Below are 17,664 nucleotides of genomic sequence, written 5' to 3' on the forward strand. Positions count from 1 at the left end.
CCGATCCTCCCACGCGGGGCGGCGAAGGCGCGCATCCGGCCACCCCACGTCCGGGGGACGGGACCAACGGCTCCTAGCCGCACCCAGAGGTATTGTCAAGAGGGAATTGCCGCCTCAAGACATCCTCACCGACACCGACAGGACAGGAGAGCACGCGTGACGCGCAGCGTGTACGTGACCGGTATCGATCGCGGGGACGGCCGGCAGGTCGTCGAGCTGGGGGTCATGGAGCTGCTGACCCGCCAGGTGGACCGCGTGGGCGTCTTCCGCCCGCTGGTGCACGACGGCCCGGACCGGCTCTTCGAGCTGCTCCGCACCCGCTACAGGCTGTCGCAGGAACCCTCCGCGGTGTACGGCCTCGACTACCACGAGGCGACCGCGCTCCAGGCCGAGCACGGGACGGACGAGCTGGTGTCGCGCCTGGTGGAGCGCTTCCACCGGGTGGCGCGGGAGTACGAGGTCGTCCTCGTCCTCGGCACCGACTTCGCCGCCACCCAGCTCCCCGACGAGCTGTCGCTCAACGCCCGGCTGGCGAACGAGTTCGGCGCGTCGGTGATAGCGGTGGTCGGCGGCAAGGACCAGTCGGCGGAGTCCGTACGGTCGGAGGCGCGCAACGCCCACCGGGCGTACGAGGCCCTCGGCTGTGACGTGCTGAGCGTCGTGGTCAACCGGGTCGCCGCCGAGGACCGGACGGCCATCGCCGAGGGGCTCGTCTCGCAGCTCCCGGTGCCCTGCTACGTCCTGCCCGACCAGCCCGCGCTCGCCGCCCCGACCGTCGCGCAGATCACGCAGGCCCTGGGCGGCGAGGTGCTGCTCGGTGACGACGCGGGCCTGGCGAGGGACGCGCTGGACTTCGTGTTCGGCGGGGCGATGCTGCCGAACTTCCTGGGGGCGCTCACCCCGGGCTGCATGGTGGTCACCCCGGGCGACCGCGCCGATCTGGTGGTGGGCGCGCTCGCCGCGCACTCGGCGGGCACCCCGCCGATCGCGGGGGTGCTGCTGACGCTGGACGAGCGGCCCGCGGAGCTGGTGCTGACGCTGGCCTCCCGGCTCGCGCCGGGCACGCCGGTGATCTCGGTGGCCGGCGGGTCGTTCCCGACGGCGACCGAGCTGTTCGGCCTGGAGGGGAAGTTGAGCGCGGCGACCCCGCGCAAGGCGGAGACCGCGCTCGGCCTGTTCGAGCGCCATGTGGACACGGCGGACCTGCTGGAGCGGATGTCGGTGGCCCGCAGCGGCCGGATCACCCCGATGATGTTCGAGCACGAGCTGCTGGAGCAGGCCCGCTCGTACCGCCGCCGGGTCGTCCTGCCCGAGGGCTCCGAGGAGCGGGTGCTGCGGGCGGCGGACGTCCTGCTGCGCAGGAACGTCTGCGACCTGACCCTGCTCGGCGACCCGGACGTCATCCGCAAGAAGGCCGCGGACCTGGGGATCGATCTGAGCGCCCCGTCCACGCAGTTGATCGATCCGACCGCCTCCGACCTGCGCAGGCGCTTCGCCGAGCGGTACGCGGAGCTGCGCGCGCACAAGGGCGTGACGGTGGAGCTGGCGTACGACGTGGTGGCGGACGTGAACTACTTCGGGACGCTGATGGTCGAGGAGGGCCTCGCCGACGGCATGGTGTCGGGCTGTGTGCACTCGACGGCGGCGACGATCCGCCCGGCCTTCGAGATCATCAAGACCAAGGAGACCGCCTCGATCGTCTCGTCGGTCTTCTTCATGTGCCTCGCCGACAAGGTGCTGGTGTACGGCGACTGCGCGGTGAACCCGGACCCGGACGCGGAGCAGCTCGCGGACATCGCGGTCCAGGCGGCGGCCACGGCCGCCCGCTTCGGGGTCGAGCCGCGCATCGCGATGCTCTCGTACTCGACGGGCACATCCGGCTCCGGCGCGGACGTCGAGAAGGTGCGGGAGGCGACGAAGCTGGTACGGGCGGCCCGTCCCGAGCTGCGGATCGAGGGCCCGATCCAGTACGACGCGGCCGTCGAGCCGTCCGTCGCGGCGACCAAGATGCCGGGCTCGGACGTGGCGGGCCAAGCGACGGTTTTCATCTTTCCTGATCTCAACACCGGGAACAACACCTACAAGGCCGTGCAGCGTTCGGCCGGCGCCGTGGCGGTGGGGCCGGTCCTCCAGGGGCTGCGCAAGCCCGTCAACGACCTGTCGCGGGGCGCGCTCGTGCAGGACATCGTCAACACGGTCGCGATCACGGCGGTCCAGGCTCAGGACGGAACGGCATGACGGATTCTCCCACCCGGGTACTCGTTCTCAACTCCGGTTCCTCGTCACTGAAGTACCAGCTGCTGGACATGGCGGACGCGAGCCGCCTCGCGGTCGGCCTGGTGGAGCGCATCGGCGAGAAGGACCCCCGGCTCGTCCACACGCCCCGTACGGGAGACAAGCGCGAGCGCAAGGGCGGTTTCGCCGACCACACGGCCGCGCTCAAGGCCGTCGGCGAGGAGTTGGCCGAGGACGGGCTCGGGCTCGACTCCCCCGCGCTGGCGGCCTTCGGCCACCGGGTCGTGCACGGCGGGCCGCGCTTCGGCGAACCGGTCGTGGTGGACGACGACGTGCTGGCCGAGATCGAGCGGCTGGTTCCCCTGGCGCCGCTGCACAACCCGGCGAACCTGACCGGCATCCGTACCGCCAGGAAGCTCCGGCCGGACCTCCCGCAGGTCGCCGTCTTCGACACCGCCTTCCACCAAACGATGCCGGAGTACGCCGCCCGCTACGCCATCGACGTCGAGACGGCGGACGCGCACCTCATCCGCAGGTACGGCTTCCACGGGACCTCGCACGCCTACGTCTCACGTAAAACCGCCTCGCTCCTGGGCAAGGACCCGGCGGACGTGAACGTGATCGTCCTGCATCTGGGGAACGGCGCGTCCGCGTCGGCGGTCCAAGGCGGGCGGTGTGTGGACACCTCGATGGGAATGACGCCGCTGGAGGGGCTGGTGATGGGCACCCGATCCGGTGACATCGATCCCGCCGTCCCCCTTCATCTCCAGCGGGTGGCCGGGATGTCCGTCGACGAGACCGATGAACTTCTCAACAAGAGAAGTGGTCTGACCGGCCTCTGCGGGGACAACGACATGCGCGAGATCCTGCGCCGCTCCGACGCGGGTGACCAGCGCGCCCGGCTGGCCTTCGATGTCTACATCCACCGGTTGAAGAAGTACATCGGCGCGTACACCGCCGTGCTCGGCCAGGTGGACGCGGTGGCTTTCACGGCGGGGGTCGGGGAGAACGCGGCGGCGGTCCGCGAGGCCGCCGTCGCAGGTCTGGAGCCCATGGGTCTCACGGTGGACCCGGAACGCAATACCGTACGTTCCGACGAGCCGCGGATCATCTCGCAGGACGGTGCGCGGGTCGTGGTGGCCGTCGTCCCGACCGACGAGGAGCTGGAAATCGCGCAGCGGACTTTCGCGCTGGTCGGCACGGAGAACGTACGAAAGGACGAGATTCGAACGCCTCTCTCCTGAGCGGCAGTCCGCCCATTTGTACTTTCCACCAGACGGAATATTCCGCGCCGAAACAAACCGATAGGATCCGCCTCATGCGCCGTTCCAAAATCGTCTGCACACTGGGCCCCGCCGTCGACTCGTACGAGCAACTGAAGTCGCTCATCGAGGCCGGAATGAATGTGGCCCGCCTGAATATGAGCCACGGAAGTCACGCCGAGCACGAGGAGCGGTACCACCGCGTCCGTCAGGCCGCCGCCGACACCGGTCGCGCCGTCGGCGTGATGGTGGACCTCCAGGGCCCCAAGATCCGTCTGGAGACCTTCGCCGAGGGTCCGGTCGAGCTGGTCCGGGGGGACGAGTTCACCATCACGACGGAGGACGTCCCGGGTGACAAGTCCATCTGCGGCACCACCTACAAGGGTCTGCCCGGGGACGTCTCCAAGGGCGACCAGATCCTGATCAACGACGGCAACGTCGAGCTGCGGGTCGTCGAGGTCGAGGGCGCCCGGGTCAAGACCATCGTCATCGAGGGCGGGGTGATCTCCGACCACAAGGGCATCAACCTGCCCGGCGCGGCGGTGAACGTGACCGCGATGTCGGAGAAGGACGTCGAGGACCTGCGCTTCGCGCTGCGGCTGGGCTGCGACATGATCGCGCTCTCCTTCGTGCGCGACGGTGACGACATCCTGGACGCGCACAAGATCATGGACGAGGAGGGCCGCCGGGTCCCCGTCATCGCCAAGGTCGAGAAGCCGCAGGCCGTCGAGAACATGGCGAGCGTCGTCGCGGCGTTCGACAGCATCATGGTGGCCCGCGGTGACCTGGCCGTCGAGTATCCGCTCGAAAAGGTCCCGATGGTCCAGAAGCGGCTCATCGAGATGTGCCGCCGCAACGCCAAGCCGGTGATCGTGGCGACCCAGATGATGGAGTCGATGATCACCAACTCCCGCCCCACCCGCGCCGAGGCGTCCGACGTCGCGAACGCGATCCTGGACGGCGCGGACGCGGTCATGCTCTCCGCCGAGTCCTCGGTGGGCGCGTACCCGGTCGAGACGGTCAAGACGATGTCGAAGATCGTGGTCGCGGCCGAGGAGGAGCTGCTCTCCAAGGGCCTCCAGCCGCTGAACCCGGGCAGGAAGCCCCGTACCCAGGGTGGTTCGGTCGCCCGCGCCGCCTGTGAGATCGCCGACTTCCTGAGCGCCAAGACGCTGGTCGCCTTCACCCAGTCCGGCGACACGGCCCGCCGCCTCTCCCGCTACCGCGCCGCGCAGCCGATCCTGGCCTTCACCACGGACGAGTCGACGCGCAACCAGCTCTCGCTGAGCTGGGGCGTCGAGTCCTTCATCGTGCCGTGGGTCAACAGCACGGACGAGATGGTCGACCTGGTGGACGTCGAGCTGATGAAGCTCAAGCGCTACAACGACGGTGACATCATGATCATCACCGCCGGTTCCCCGCCCGGCATCCCGGGCACGACGAACATGGTCCGGGTGCACCACCTGGGCGGCCAGGGCCGCGACTGACCGCGTTCGGTTTCTGCTTGTACGGCGGTGGGCCGCATCCCGGATCGGGGTGCGGCCCATTGCCGTACGCGGTGCTCGCGGTACTCGTCCGCTCAGTTCGTGACGTAGTTCTTGAGGTCCGGGATCGTCAGCGTGCCGCCGAACTGGCCCGCTTGGAGCACGGTGACGTCCGTGAAGAACGCGAACGGGATGTTGAGCGGGGGCGGGGTCGCCGGGCTGAACGTGATCGGGATCAGACCGAAGAGGTTGCCCTTCAACTCTTCGGTGTACATGGTCACTTCGGCGCCCCGGATGGTCGACGTGGTACCCGGGCCGCCCGTCGTGTGGCCCAGTCCGCCCGCCGGGTGGATCCAGCTCTGGTGCAGATCCTTGATGTCCAGGGACGAGGCCGTGAACTTGAGCACCTTCTTGATCTCACCGCTCCCGGTCTCCACCTCCACGATGCCGTGGTAGTCGAGACCGTTCAGGGTCAGCAGTGAACTCTCCAGCGTCCAGGGGTCGTTGGCCAGCCGGGGAACGCCCTGCTCCAGCTTCGCGCCGGCCAGGGCCCCGGGGTCCGCGGTCGGGCACGGGAACGGCTCCTTGCCCTCCGCGTCCTCCGGGATCTCCTCGTCCTCGCGGACGTCGAGCCCCTTCGCGTCCTCGCCCAGCTCCTCCACCGTGGCGCCGGCCTTGTCGGCGGCGTCCCTGATGGCGTCCTCGGCGGCCTTGGCGGTGTCGGTGGTGTCGGACCCGTGCTCGGCCGGCCGGTCCGGCGTCGGCGTCGGCGCCGACGCCGGCTTGTCGGTGGACGACTGCGTCTTCGACGGGGACGGTACGGGCTGCGCCGGGGTCGCCGTCGCCGTGTTGTCCGGCTCCGGCGGGGGCGTCGTCTTCTTGCCCCCGCCGAGGAGGTCGCCCAGCGCGTCGCCGAGGCCCAGCGGGTCCAGCGGGTTCCTGGTCTTCGTGGGCTTCGGGGCGGGCGGCGTGGTGTCCCCGGGCTGCGGCACGTCGCCCTGCGGCGGGTCCGGGGGCTGCGGCGCGGGGGCCGAAGTCGCCGACGGCTGCGGCTCGGTGGCCGTACCGCTGTCGGACGGTGTCGGCGACGAGGGGTCCAAGGGGGCCGACGGGTCGGCGGACCCCGACGCGGAGGACGACGGCGAGGGCGAGCCGCTCGGCGACTCCGAGGGGTCGGGCTCGTCGGACCGGGTCACACACGGCCCCGGCAGGAACGGGATGTCCTGGCTGTCACTGGCCAGCGCGAGCCGGGGGGTGAGCCCCATGCCCACGAAGACCGCCGTCGGCATCGCGGCCAGGGCCATCGCCTTGCCGGCGGGTATCTGGAGCTTGTTCAGGAGCGACTTCTTGGGTGCCGCGTGACGCGGCCCCCTCCGCACCCGGGGGTCGTCGTCCCCGGCCGCGGTCCACTGCGCGTGGTCACCCCGCACTGTTCCTCCCGCCATTGGCCTCGGCAGTCGTTTCCGTCACGTTCGGTTCCGCCCCTTCGCGCGGGGCGGGGAGGAGGGGGTCACGGGGGCCGCCGGGCTCCGGGGCCCACTCGTCATGGCGTGTGGTGGTGTCGTACGGCTCCGCCGACTCGTCGTAGTGCTCGTCCTCTTCCGGCTCCTCGGGCACGGGGTGCTTGACGGGCACCCAGGCGAGCGCGAGCCCGCCTCCCACCAGCGCGCAGAGGTAACCGAGCAGGAAGCCGCCGAAGTTGGAGATGGGGATCGAGACCAGGGCCAGCAGGATCGCGGCCACGCCGGAGAACACCCGGACGAGGCTGTGGTACCACATCGTCAGACCCAGGGTGACCAGCAGGACACCGATGATCAGCGAACCCGCCCCGGCCGTGGTGGACATGGCCAGCGTGAGGTTGCCGAGCTTGAGGTTCCCGTACGGGAAGTAGGCGATCGGGATTCCGCCGAGGAGGGTGAACAGCCCACCCCAGAAGGGACGGCTACCACGCCAGGCTCGGAACCGAAGCCGCCAGTAGGTGAATCCGCGGGACTCTGTGGACTCGGCCTTCATGGATACAGCTCCCTGGGAGGGTGTCACGTGGAGAGGAGGGGGCCGAGCGGGCCGAACAGCACCAGGAGGGATCCCTGGGCGGCTCGGCCCGCCCGAGTCGGGTGCTCAGTCGGAATAGCACTCGTTGGCTTTGGGATCCCCGACCTTGAGCTTCAGACTCAGGTTCGGCAGAGTGAAGGAGCCGGCCGTGGTGGCCCACGCCGTCTGCTTCACCCCGGTCAGAATGGCCGTCTCCGCCTGCTGGCCGAAGGCGTAAGGGGCGCCCGGTGATTCGTTGGGGTTGTACTCGTTGCCCCTGCGGCCCGGGTCCTGGAGATTCTTGGCCGCTACGCCGATCTCCATCTTTTTGAACTCGGCGTTTTCGACGTCAAGGGACGCGACGTCCAGGTAGAGGTTCGTCGCGGTGACGTCCTTGCCCTTGCCTCCGGCTTCCAGTCTCAGCGTGACGTCGCCGATGATCGGCACGCTCCGTGTCAGCACGGACTGGCACATCTTGGTGATCTCGGCCGACTTGAACCCCGAGACGACCACCGGGTGGCTCCCGGTCGGGCCGACAGCGACGCCGCCGTACTGGACCATGTTGTGGCCGACCAGCTGACTCGCCGTCACCTTGAAATCTTGCCCCGACACACTGAACGACGCGGCGAGCGCGCCCTGTGCGAGAGCGACACCGATCGCGGCCGTGGCGGCCACACTCGGCACCATGACAACGGCGAACCGCCGCCATCTGGTCCCGCCACGGACTTGGGCTGGGGACTCCATGTATTTCCTCCTTCTCGGACGTACATCTCCGGATCGGGTCTGGCCCGTCCTGGGATGGGAGAAGTGCTACGTCCTCGGGAAGGGGAGCGCCCGGATCGGGTGCGCAAGCCGCAACATGCGGGCCGCGTCCGATTCTCCGGCGATCACCCCCGAGCGACAACCACTGGCCACGCCTTCGCGCAACCTCTGGACAGGCCCTGCCCGTGAGCAGGAACCCCCCTGTCCGGCCCGGCGGCGGTGCCGCCGGTCCACTCGGCGGGGAACCCTCGACCGGCGGGCGCGGCTGGCTGCCGTGCCGGTGCGGTGTTGGACCGAGCGTCGCCGATCGTCGTGCATTCACGAGCTCTACACAAGGGGGCTCGTTACTGGCTAGTAACGGCGAGATGACCCGGCCACGACCCACCGGCGCCGACCCACCACTCAGGGTGCCGCGAACGGGGGCGACAGAAGGGGAGATCGAGGCCAAAAACCGGACAGAGCAAGCCGGTTGATTTACTGGCAGTAACAGCAGCCGCGTTCCCCAAGTTTTAGCAAAACGCGACTGCTGTACGTGTGAATGGGCCGGATGCGGAACAGGGCATCCCGCAGCGTCAGAACAGCACCCTCGCCAGCGCCTGGCGCGCCGCCGTCACCCGCGGGTCGTCCCCGCCGATGACCTCGAACAGCTCCAGCAGCCGTACGCGCGCCGCGTCCCGGTCGTCGCCCGCCGTCCGGCGGACCGTCTCGACCAGCCGGGAGAACGCGTCCTCCACATGACCGCCGACCAGGTCCAGGTCGGCCGCGGCGATCTGCGCCTGGACGTCCGCCGGCTTGCCCGCCGCGTCCTCGCGCACCTGCTGCGGGTCCATGTCCCGGACGCGGGTGAGCAGTTCGGCCTGGGCCAGGCCCAGCTTGGCCTCGGTGTTGCCGGGGTCGTCGGCGAGGACGTTGCGGTACGCCTGCGCCGCCCCGCCGAAGTCGTTGGCGTCCAGGGCCTGTACGGCCGCTTCGAGCAGGGCGTCGTACGGTCCGACCGGTACGACGTCCTCCGGCTCGGCCGCCCGCGCGCCCTCCGCGTCCGCGTCGACCGCGATCCCGGTCAGGCCGAAACGCTCCTCGCCGACCTGGATCAGCTGGTCCAGCGTGCCGCGGATCTGGGCCTCGGGGGCCGCGCCCTGGAAGAGGGGCAGCGCCTGCCCGGCGACCACCGCGAAGACCGCGGGGATGCCCTGGATCCCGAACTGCTGCATCAGCATCTGGTTGGCGTCGACATCGATCTTGGCCAGCACGAACCGGCCGTTGTACTCGTGCGCGAGGCGCTCCAGCACCGGGCTGAGCTGCTTGCACGGCTCGCACCACTCGGCCCAGAAGTCGATGACGACCGGGACCTCGGAGGAGCGCTGGAGGACATCGCGTTCAAAGCCGGCCTCGTCGACGTCGATCACCAGGCTGGAGGGGGGTACGGCGGCGGTCCCGCCGTGGCGGGCGGCCTCGGCGCGTGCCTGCTCCGCCTTCACCTTGGCCTCACCGGCCGCCTTCACCGCGGCGAGGTCGACAACGCCGCTCATGGACATGTTCCTAGGCTGCATGAGTACATCCTCCCCCCTCGGCGCGCGCTTGAGAAAAGCGGCGTGTACACCCATTCCTCCCGGTGGCCGTCGCCGCGGGCCGAACGGCGGTACGGCACGGCTTCCGGCAGGCGTACCAGCGGGCGTACTAACGGCCGCAGCGCGCCTCCGCCGACGTCGCCGGGACCAGCCGTACCTTCCCCGCCGGGACCTTGAGCGGTCCGCCGGAACGCCGGTCCCACAGCACGGCGTTGCCGCCCGCGACCCCGAAGGCCAGGTAGGGCCGGGCGGGGTCGAGCCGGGGTCCCTCACCGGGGAGCGAGGCGAGCGGGACGGTGGGTTCGACGCAGGTCCAGGCCGGTTCGACGCCAAAGTAGTGGGGGGCCTCCCGCCCTTGCCGGGCGGCTTTCTCCGTACGCGAGGCCGCCTCCTCGGCCGAGTCCAGGGCGAAGCTGCCGCCCGCCACCAGGAACGCCACCAGGATCGTGACGTACATCAGCCCGCCGGTACGCTCGCCCGGCACCACGTAGTGGTAGTGCTTGGCGATGCCCCACACGGCGGGCACCAGCAGGACCGGCAGCAGGAGCGCGACCAGTTTGAGCGCCGAGAGGAACTGCCACGCCGGGGGTACGTCGAGGTCGCCCGGCGTCAGCTGGAGAGCATCCGCGTAGAGGGCGTGCAGGACAGACCCGGCCCCCGCGAAACTGGAGATCACCAGCGTGGCGGCGAGGGGAACGCCCCAGGTGGCCCACTCGCCCCAGGTCCACTGCCGTACGAGCAGCCACAGTCCGGTCACGAGGGTCAGCCCGTAGAGCAGCCGTATCCCGCCCGCCTCGGTCAAGCCTCCCTCTCTCGTGGTGACGAGGATGAGCAGCACGATGGCGCCGGCCACGCCCGCCGTGTTCCCCAGGTGGTGGCCCCGGTCGACGGTCCCTCCGGCCGACAGCGCGACACACCCCGCGAGCAGCGCCACCCCCGCCCAGAAGTAGCGGACGCCACCGGCATGTTCCGCCGCGATGGCCACGCTCGACACCAGGACCAGCGTGCCGATCGTAAACGCGGCCATGCGGCGGTCGAACTGCCTCTCCCGCCGCATCCGCGCAGGGTGCTTCCAGCGCCCGTCCATCGGCCGTACGGCCACCGCCCGCCGCGCCCCGCCGTCCAGGGCCGCACGGGCCAGCCGGAGCGCCTCCCCGGGCCCTCCGGTCACCTGCGTCCCCGCGTCGAAGACTCCCGCCCGCGCCAACCACCGGGCCACCCGGGACAGCCGTCCCGCACGATGGGCCGTCGAGTAAGCACGCCATTCGGTCAGCATCTCGCTGTCGCGGTCCAGCCGGTCCGCCCGCCGTACGTACATCTCCAGCTGCGCCGTCCGCGCCGCGTTCCGCACCTGCCAGGTCGCGCCCCGCTCGGCCCGGCGGGAAGCCCCGTACAGCCGGATCTCGACGCAGTACACCCGCGCCGCCGGATCGGCGGTCAGGATGCCCGCCGACGTCCCCTGCCCGCGCGGCTCGTGGCCGACGACCGGCCAGCCGTGCGCCTCGAAGACCCGCTCGGCCTCCGTCCAGTCCCGGGACCCGCCGCGCACCTCTATCAGTGCCAGCACCCGCTGGTCGTACCTGACCCTCGCCGCCATGTGCCGTCTCTCCCCCCGTCGAGGGTCGCCGACCCTATCTCGCCAGGCGGCCCAGCAGCGAGGAGGCCGCCGCGACTCCCACGGCGGCGGCGAACGCCAACACCCCGAAGTCCAGCAGCAGATGGTGGGACGACGTCCCGAGCAACAGGCCTCTCAGCGCGTCCACCTGGTAGCTCAGCGGGTTGATCCGGCTGATCACCTGGAGCCAGCCGGGCATGATCGCCACCGGGTACAGGGCGTTGGAGGCGAAGAACAGCGGCATCGTGATGGCCTGGCCGACGCCCATCAGCCGGTCACGGGTCAGCACGATCCCCGCGATCGTCATCGACAGGCAGGCGAAGAACGCCGAGCCGAGGATCACCACCACCGCCACCCCGAGCAGCCGCAGCGGGTTCCAGGTCAGGCCGACGCCGAGCGCCGCCGCGATGACGATCACCACCACCGCCTGGATCAGCGCCTTCACCCCGGCGGCGAACGCCTTGCCGGTGATCAAGGCGGATCTGGGGGTCGGGGTGACGAGCAGTTTGGTGAGGACCCCGGCGTCCCGCTCCCAGATGATCATGATCCCGTAGAAGATCGCGATGAACATCGCGGACTGGGCGATGATGCCGGGCGCCAGGAAGTCCAGGTACGGCGTGTTGCCTGTCGGAATCGCGTGGATACGGGTGAACGTCTCGCCGAAGATCAGCAGCCACAGCGCGGGCTGGACCGCCCGCGTGTACAGCTCGGTCCGGTCGTGGCGGAGCTTCTGGAGTTCGACCGCGCACATCGCGGCGACCCGGGCGAGCAGGACCCGCCAGCCGGTGCGGGGGCGCGGCGGGACGAGCAGCAGGTTCAGCTTGCTGAGGTCGGGCTTGCTCCCGGGGGCCGGGGCCCCGCCCCGGCCGCCTCCCGCGCCGCCGCCCCGGCCGTCGGCCGACTCGCCGTCAGCCGACACGGGATGCGGTGCGCCGGGTCGTACGGACATCACGGAAGTCCCCTCCCTCCTCGTCCAGGCCGCTGCCCGCCACATCGCGGAAGACGTCCTCCAGGGTCGGGAGCGGGTCCTTCCCGGTGGCGGTCCCGGCGGCCACACGCCGGTCGCGCAGTTCGCCGCGCAGCTCGCCGGGGGTGCCGAGGCCGCGAATCCGGCCGTGGTGCATCAGGGCGATCCGGTCGCAGTACTGCTCGGCCTCGTCCATGTAGTGGGTCGTGACAAGAACGGTCATGCCGGTCGCCTCCCGTACGGCGTTGATGTGCTCCCACACACTGGTGCGGGCGATCGGGTCCAGCCCGATCGTCGGCTCGTCCAGCATCAGCAGCCGGGGTGCGCTGACGAGCGCCTGGGCCAGTTCGAGACGGCGGATCATGCCGCCGGAGTACGTCTTGGCCATCCGGTCCGCCGCGTCGGTGAGGCCGACGGCCGCCAGGGCCTGCGCGACCCGTTCGGCCCGCTCCCGGCGGGGGACGTCGTAGACCCGGGCGAACAGGGTGACGTTCTCCCGGCCGGTCAGCGTGGCGTCGGCGGAGAGCTGCTGGGGTACGTAACCGAGCAGGCGGCGTACGGCCATGCGCTCCTTCGCCGCGTCGTGGCCGAAGACCCGGACCATGCCGGCCGGGACGGGCAGCAGGGTGGTGACGCAGCGGATCGCGGTGGTCTTGCCCGCGCCGTTCGGGCCGAGCAGCCCGAAGACCTCACCGGCGCCGACGGACAGGTCCAGGTTGTCGACGGCCTTCGTGTCGCCGAAGGCGTAGTCGAGCCCGGCGCAGGTGACTGCGTCGGTCTTCTCGTCGGCCTCTTCGCCGGTCATGCGCGCTCCCCCTCTTCGTACTCGTCGTACAGGTTCCGGGCGAGTCTGGTCAGTGCGGGGACGGCGGCCACGAGGGCCGCTCTGTCCTCCACGGTCAGCCGCGCCAGCTGTTCCCGCATCAGCGCGCCGCGCCGCGACGCCCAGGCGGCCAGCCGTTCCGTGGCCTCGGGGGTGGGCAGCAGTACGGCGGAGCGCCGGTCGTCCGGGTCGGTCTCGCGGCGCAGGTATCCCGCCCCGCTGAGCTGGTTGACCAGGGTCGATACGGAGTTGTTGGCCAGGTGCAGTTCCCGGGCGGCGGCGGACACCCCGATGCCGGGACGGGCCGCGACCAGGCGCAGCAGCTCGATCTGCGCGCCGCGCATCGGCGTGACGTCCAGCTCGCGCCGCAGCCGCCGCCGGACGAGCCGCTGGACCCCGGCGAGCGCGTCCGCGAGGGCGTCGGCGTGGTCGGTGCCCTCACCGGCCTGAGACATCTCTGTGGTCATGCCACCGATTTTAGCTCTCACTCAGAGCTAAATGCCAAAGAACATCCCCCGGACCCGTAAAGCCGGTCCGGGGGATGTGAGCCCGCGTCGTCGGAGCCGCGTCTCAGAACCCGGGCGGTTCCGTGTACGTGCCCCACTCGTCCCGCAGGACCCCGCAGATCTCGCCGAGCGTCGCCTCCGCCCGTACGGCCTCCAGCATCGGCGCGATCATGTTCGATCCGTCGCGCGCCGCCGTCAGCATGGCCTCCAGGGCGGTGGTGACCCGCGCGTCGTCCCGCGCGGCCCTGCGCTCGCCCAGAACCTTGACCTGGTCCCGCTCGACCTCGTGGCTGACCCGCAGGATCTCCAGGTCACCGGTGACCGACCCGTGGAGCACGTTGACGCCGACGACCCGCTTGTCGCCCTTCTCCAGGGACCGCTGGTACTGGAAAGCCGACTCGGCGATCTCGCCCGTGAACCACCCGTCCTCTATGCCCCGCAGAATTCCCGAGGTCATGGGGCCGATCGGGTGCTGCCCGTCCGGGTGGGCCCGCAGCCCGCGCTCCTTGATCTGCTCGAAGATCTTCTCGGCCTCCGCCTCGATCCGGTCCGTCAGCTGCTCCACGAACCACGAGCCGCCGAGCGGGTCCGCCACATTGGCGACGCCGGTCTCCTCCATGAGCACCTGCTGCGTCCGCAGCGCGATCTCGGCGGCCTGTTCGCTGGGCAGGGCGAGGGTCTCGTCCAGCGCGTTCGTGTGGAGGGAGTTCGTACCGCCGAGGATGGCCGACAGGGCCTCCACCGCCGTCCGTACGACGTTGTTGTACGGCTGCTGCGCGGTGAGCGAGACCCCGGCCGTCTGGGTGTGGAAGCGGAGCCACTGCGCCTTGTCCGTCCTGGCGCCGTACTCCTCCTTCATCCAGCGCGCCCAGATCCGCCGGGCCGCGCGGAACTTCGCGATCTCCTCGAAGAAGTCCAGGTGCGCGTCGAAGAAGAAGGACAGCCCGGACGCGAAGGCGTCCACGTCCAGGCCCCGGCTCAGGCCCAGCTCCACGTACCCGAAGCCGTCCGCCAGCGTGTACGCCAACTCCTGCGCGGCCGTCGCCCCCGCCTCGCGGATGTGGTAGCCGGAGACCGAGAGCGGCTTGTACGCGGGGATGGAGCTGGCGCAGTGCTCCATGAGGTCGCCGATCAGGCGCAGGTGGGGCTCGGGCTGGAAGAGCCACTCCTTCTGCGCGATGTACTCCTTGAAGATGTCGGTCTGGAGCGTGCCGTTGAGGACGGCCGGGTCGACGCCCTGGCGCTCCGCCGCGACGAGGTACATGCAGAAGACGGGGACGGCCGGGCCGCTGATCGTCATGGACGTCGTGACGTCGCCGAGCGGGATGTCCCCGAAGAGGATCTCCATGTCGGCGGCGGAGTCGATGGCGACCCCGCAGTGGCCGACCTCGCCGAGGGCACGCGGGTCGTCGGAGTCGCGCCCCATCAGGGTCGGCATGTCGAAGGCCACGGACAGCCCGCCGCCGCCGTTGGCGAGGATGGTCTTGTAGCGCTCGTTCGTCTGGAGGGCGTTCCCGAAGCCGGCGAACTGCCGGATCGTCCACGTCCTGCCCCGGTACCCGGTCGGGTGCAGCCCGCGCGTGAACGGGTACTCCCCCGGCCACCCGATCCGCTCGAAGCCCTCGTACGTGTCCCCGGGCCGGGGCCCGTACACCGGCTCCACCACGTCCCCGGACAGCGTGGTGAAGTCCGCGTCGCGCTTGCGGGCCTTGTCGTAACGTTCCTGCCAGCGACGGCGGCCTTCTTCGACGGCGTGAGCGTCCATACCTTCACCCTCCTTGCCTTCCATGCGCTCCAATTTACTAGGACGTCCAAGTAAATGTCGATGGGAGAGGCACGGAGTGGTCGCACGGCGGTCGTCTCAGACGCCCAGCGCGCCGTCTTTCACGGCCGCCACGAAGGACGACCACCCGCCGACGGGGAAGGCGAGCACGGGTCCGCGCGGGTTCTTGCTGTCCCGGACGGGGACGACGGCGACGAAGCTGTCGGCGACCTCGACGCAAGCGCCGCCGTCCGAGTTGCTGTGACTGCTCTTACGCCACGTGCTGGCGCTCAGGCCGATGGGCGCCTCTGAGATCTCGACGCAGGCGCCGCCATCCTGATTGCTGTAGCTGCTCTTACGCCAAACCACTACGGTCAGGCCAAGGGATCGCACGACACTTCCTCTCGTACAGTCGTCGCCTCAGACACCTAGCGCGCCGCTCTTCACGGCCGAGACGAACGACGACCAGCCGCCAGCCGGGAAGGCGAGAATCGGACCGTGCGGGTTCTTGCTGTCCCGAACAGGGACGACGGCAACGAAGTCGTCGGAGACCTCAAGGCACTGGCCACCGTCCTGATTGCTGTAGCTGCTCTTACGCCACCTGGTAACGCTCAAGACACGTCCTCCAGAATGCACAGGTTGAACTAGCCCCCGCAGACCAGCACGACCGATCTGCGGGGCCCGTCTCGTACAACTGGCGTCTCAGACGCTCAGCGCGCCGTTCTTCACGGCCGCCACGAAGGACGACCAACCGTCGGGCCGGAAGGTGAGCATGGGGCCGTGCGGATTCTTGCTATCCCGAACAGGGACGATCGCGGCGAAGCCATCGGAGACCTCGACGCACTCGCCCCCGTCCTGATTGCTGTAGCTGCTCTTACGCCAAGTCACTGCGGTCGGGTCGAGGGATCGCACGGTACTTCCTCCAACATGCGTAGGACGAACTTCCGCGACTCGGCCGGGGTCAGCGCCAAGTCGCGGACTGCATCGTAAGCGCGCTGCAGTCGCTCGACCGGCCCAGTTTCCTCGATCAGCTCGCCCCGGTAGCCGTTCTCCGTGTACGCAACGGTACGCGCGTCCGGCAAACGAAGAAACATGACCGCGGCACCCATCAGCCCATGCAGTCCTACGCTCTGCGGCAGTACTTGAACCGTCACGTCTCCCCGCTCCCCAACCTCCCCCAGGTACTCCAACTGCGCCCGCCACTCGGCCACATCCCGCAACGGCGTCCGCAGCACAGCCTCCGACAGGATCGTGCGGAACGGCGGGGCGTCGTCGCCCGCCAGCAGCTCCCGCCGACCCATCCGCGCCTCGACCTGTTGGTCCAACTCCTCACCCTTGAGGCCACCAGCCGCCAGAACCTCTCGCGCGTAGCCGCGCGTCTGCAATAGACCCGGCGGGACACTCACCGCGAAGTGCCACAGGCTCACAGCGTCGGCCTCCAGCGACATGTACCGCCGGTAGCGCTCGCGGAACTGTGCCTTGTCGCTCACGGCCAGTTCCCACAGGGCCAGCAGTAACCCCGGCGTTCCGTAGTACGTGTCGAGGGCTTGGACGACCTCCGGGCCACCCACCGTCTCACCCTTCTCCATCTTGCCGAACAACGACCAGTCCCAGCCGACCCGTTCGCCCAGCTGCCGCAGGCTGTCGCCGCGCTGGGTGCGTAGCGACCGCAGTTCCTCGGCGAACCGTGCGCGGGGTTCCCTGCTGCGGCCGGTGACTACTCGTCTCGTCGGCATGGTGCTGCCCTCCGTGGAAGGTGTGGAACGTGCTTCGGATGCGAGGGAAGCAGCACCCTCGCACAGCGGGCCCCGCTCCCCCGGTGGCGCATTCTCGTAACACGCCCCTCACGCACAGTAATACGCGACGTGCGATCGGGACGGAGATTCCGCGCAAGAACAGCCGAAGGAAGGCCCCCCATGACGCCGCAGCCTCCCCAGTCGCCGCTCCCCCGCCGTACACCGGGAGCAACTCCCGCCCCCGCACACAGCGTTCTCGTACCGCCGGAGGGCCTGGTAGGAACGGCCAAGATCCAGGAGGCAGTTGAAGCAAGGGACGCGCTGGCCGCCGCGCTGACGGCCGCCGGCGTCCAACTGCCCGCGATGGACGTACGTACCCCCTGGCCGGAGACGGACACGGACGACACCGACGCCGGCCGGGCCACCCGCTACGCCCTCGTCTACCTGGGCGTCTGCTCGGCCCCGGTCGCCCTCGCACTCGCCGCCGTGATCGTGAAGGGCACCGCCCGGTGACGGACGGCCCCCCAGCCGTCGGCGACACCGTCCATGACCCCGCCCGCGACCGCGTCGGCGTGGTCATGGGCGGCGTGGGCCCCTACCTCCAGCTCCGCCCCCTCGGCGGCGGCCGAGAATGGGACGCCGACCCCACCCGAGTCCGCCCCCTGACCCCCACCGAACTACTCAGCGCCCGAGTATCCGAAGCCAACACCCGCAGCCGCACAGCCCTCGGCCTACACGATTCCCCACCCACTGACCTATGGGTTTCGGGAGATGGCCACATACGGTGCACAGCGCACCCACGGCCAGAAGAGCCCAAGACCAGGTGAGCAGGCTTGCGACCAGGAGGAGTACCCCCAATCCCCATAACCAAGGATTGCGAACCAGGCGGTTCAGTGTGCGACCGGGCATCCGG

General features: G+C 70.0%; 17 protein-coding genes. 4 read left to right on the top strand and 13 right to left on the bottom strand.

The window, feature by feature from the left end; translation table 11 throughout:
- The first annotated feature begins 156 nt into the window (after positions 1-156).
- The 3 genes from pta to pyk all read left to right on the top strand — a co-directional run bounded on the left by pta (position 157) and on the right by pyk (position 4,984).
- A complete protein-coding gene (pta, locus tag OG349_RS10925; RefSeq protein ID WP_327234428.1) occupies positions 157-2,238 on the top strand; it encodes a phosphate acetyltransferase in 2,082 nt (693 codons plus the stop codon).
- Positions 2,235-3,479, top strand: a complete 1,245-nt coding sequence (locus OG349_RS10930) for an acetate kinase (RefSeq protein WP_327234429.1) — start codon at positions 2,235-2,237, stop codon at positions 3,477-3,479. The genes pta and OG349_RS10930 overlap by 4 nt, the downstream gene beginning before the upstream one ends.
- A 74-nt stretch (positions 3,480-3,553) precedes the next feature.
- Positions 3,554-4,984, top strand: coding sequence for a pyruvate kinase (pyk, locus tag OG349_RS10935; RefSeq protein ID WP_327234430.1), 1,431 nt, complete (start codon positions 3,554-3,556; stop codon positions 4,982-4,984).
- A gap of 92 nt (positions 4,985-5,076) precedes the next feature.
- Here pyk and OG349_RS10940 read toward each other — a convergent pair whose 3' ends face one another.
- The 13 genes from OG349_RS10940 to OG349_RS11000 form a co-directional block, all read right to left on the bottom strand.
- The gene (locus OG349_RS10940) at positions 5,077-6,411 is read right to left on the bottom strand and encodes a hypothetical protein (RefSeq protein ID WP_327234431.1); all 1,335 of its coding nucleotides are present in this window, start codon (positions 6,409-6,411) and stop codon (positions 5,077-5,079) included.
- On the bottom strand, positions 6,401-6,994 hold the full coding sequence (locus tag OG349_RS10945; protein ID WP_327234432.1) for a DUF6114 domain-containing protein: 594 nt from the start codon (positions 6,992-6,994) through the stop codon (positions 6,401-6,403). Before OG349_RS10945 ends, OG349_RS10940 begins: the two co-directional genes overlap by 11 nt.
- Positions 6,995-7,099: 105 nt before the next feature.
- Entirely contained in the window at positions 7,100-7,687 is a 588-nt protein-coding gene (locus tag OG349_RS10950) for a DUF6230 family protein (RefSeq protein ID WP_442806231.1), read from the bottom strand.
- A 659-nt stretch (positions 7,688-8,346) separates the two neighbouring features.
- Positions 8,347-9,324 (bottom strand): tetratricopeptide repeat protein, encoded by a 978-nt coding sequence (locus OG349_RS10955; RefSeq protein WP_327234434.1) that lies wholly within the window; start codon positions 9,322-9,324, stop codon positions 8,347-8,349.
- A 127-nt stretch (positions 9,325-9,451) separates the two neighbouring features.
- Positions 9,452-10,939 carry a hypothetical protein gene (locus OG349_RS10960; RefSeq protein ID WP_327234435.1) on the bottom strand — a complete coding sequence of 496 codons (1,488 nt, stop codon included), beginning with the start codon at positions 10,937-10,939 and terminating at the stop codon, positions 9,452-9,454.
- 34 nt (positions 10,940-10,973) lie between these two features.
- Positions 10,974-11,906: an ABC transporter permease gene (locus OG349_RS10965; RefSeq protein ID WP_327234436.1), complete on the bottom strand. Its 933-nt coding sequence runs from the start codon at positions 11,904-11,906 to the stop codon at positions 10,974-10,976.
- Positions 11,866-12,729, bottom strand: coding sequence for an ATP-binding cassette domain-containing protein (locus OG349_RS10970; protein ID WP_327234437.1), 864 nt, complete (start codon positions 12,727-12,729; stop codon positions 11,866-11,868). Before OG349_RS10970 ends, OG349_RS10965 begins: the two co-directional genes overlap by 41 nt.
- On the bottom strand, positions 12,726-13,214 hold the full coding sequence (locus OG349_RS10975) for a MarR family winged helix-turn-helix transcriptional regulator (protein WP_327234438.1): 489 nt from the start codon (positions 13,212-13,214) through the stop codon (positions 12,726-12,728). Before OG349_RS10975 ends, OG349_RS10970 begins: the two co-directional genes overlap by 4 nt.
- A gap of 103 nt (positions 13,215-13,317) precedes the next feature.
- Complete coding sequence (locus tag OG349_RS10980; RefSeq protein WP_161308253.1) at positions 13,318-15,018, bottom strand: acyl-CoA mutase large subunit family protein; 1,701 nt, start codon at positions 15,016-15,018, stop codon at positions 13,318-13,320.
- A gap of 96 nt (positions 15,019-15,114) precedes the next feature.
- On the bottom strand, positions 15,115-15,408 hold the full coding sequence (locus tag OG349_RS10985) for a DUF397 domain-containing protein (RefSeq protein ID WP_327234439.1): 294 nt from the start codon (positions 15,406-15,408) through the stop codon (positions 15,115-15,117).
- 27 nt (positions 15,409-15,435) lie between these two features.
- The gene (locus OG349_RS10990) at positions 15,436-15,630 is read right to left on the bottom strand and encodes a DUF397 domain-containing protein (RefSeq protein ID WP_327234440.1); all 195 of its coding nucleotides are present in this window, start codon (positions 15,628-15,630) and stop codon (positions 15,436-15,438) included.
- An 87-nt stretch (positions 15,631-15,717) separates the two neighbouring features.
- The gene (locus OG349_RS10995; RefSeq protein ID WP_327234441.1) at positions 15,718-15,927 is read right to left on the bottom strand and encodes a DUF397 domain-containing protein; all 210 of its coding nucleotides are present in this window, start codon (positions 15,925-15,927) and stop codon (positions 15,718-15,720) included.
- Complete coding sequence (locus OG349_RS11000) at positions 15,900-16,751, bottom strand: helix-turn-helix domain-containing protein (RefSeq protein WP_327234442.1); 852 nt, start codon at positions 16,749-16,751, stop codon at positions 15,900-15,902. The genes OG349_RS10995 and OG349_RS11000 overlap by 28 nt, the downstream gene beginning before the upstream one ends.
- A gap of 180 nt (positions 16,752-16,931) precedes the next feature.
- On the opposite strand from OG349_RS11000, the gene OG349_RS11005 reads away from it, so the two are divergent.
- Complete coding sequence (locus OG349_RS11005; RefSeq protein ID WP_327234443.1) at positions 16,932-17,264, top strand: hypothetical protein; 333 nt, start codon at positions 16,932-16,934, stop codon at positions 17,262-17,264.
- The last annotated feature ends 400 nt before the right edge of the window (positions 17,265-17,664 follow it).

The organism is Streptomyces sp. NBC_01317 (assembly GCF_035961655.1).
GTDB lineage: Bacteria > Actinomycetota > Actinomycetes > Streptomycetales > Streptomycetaceae > Streptomyces.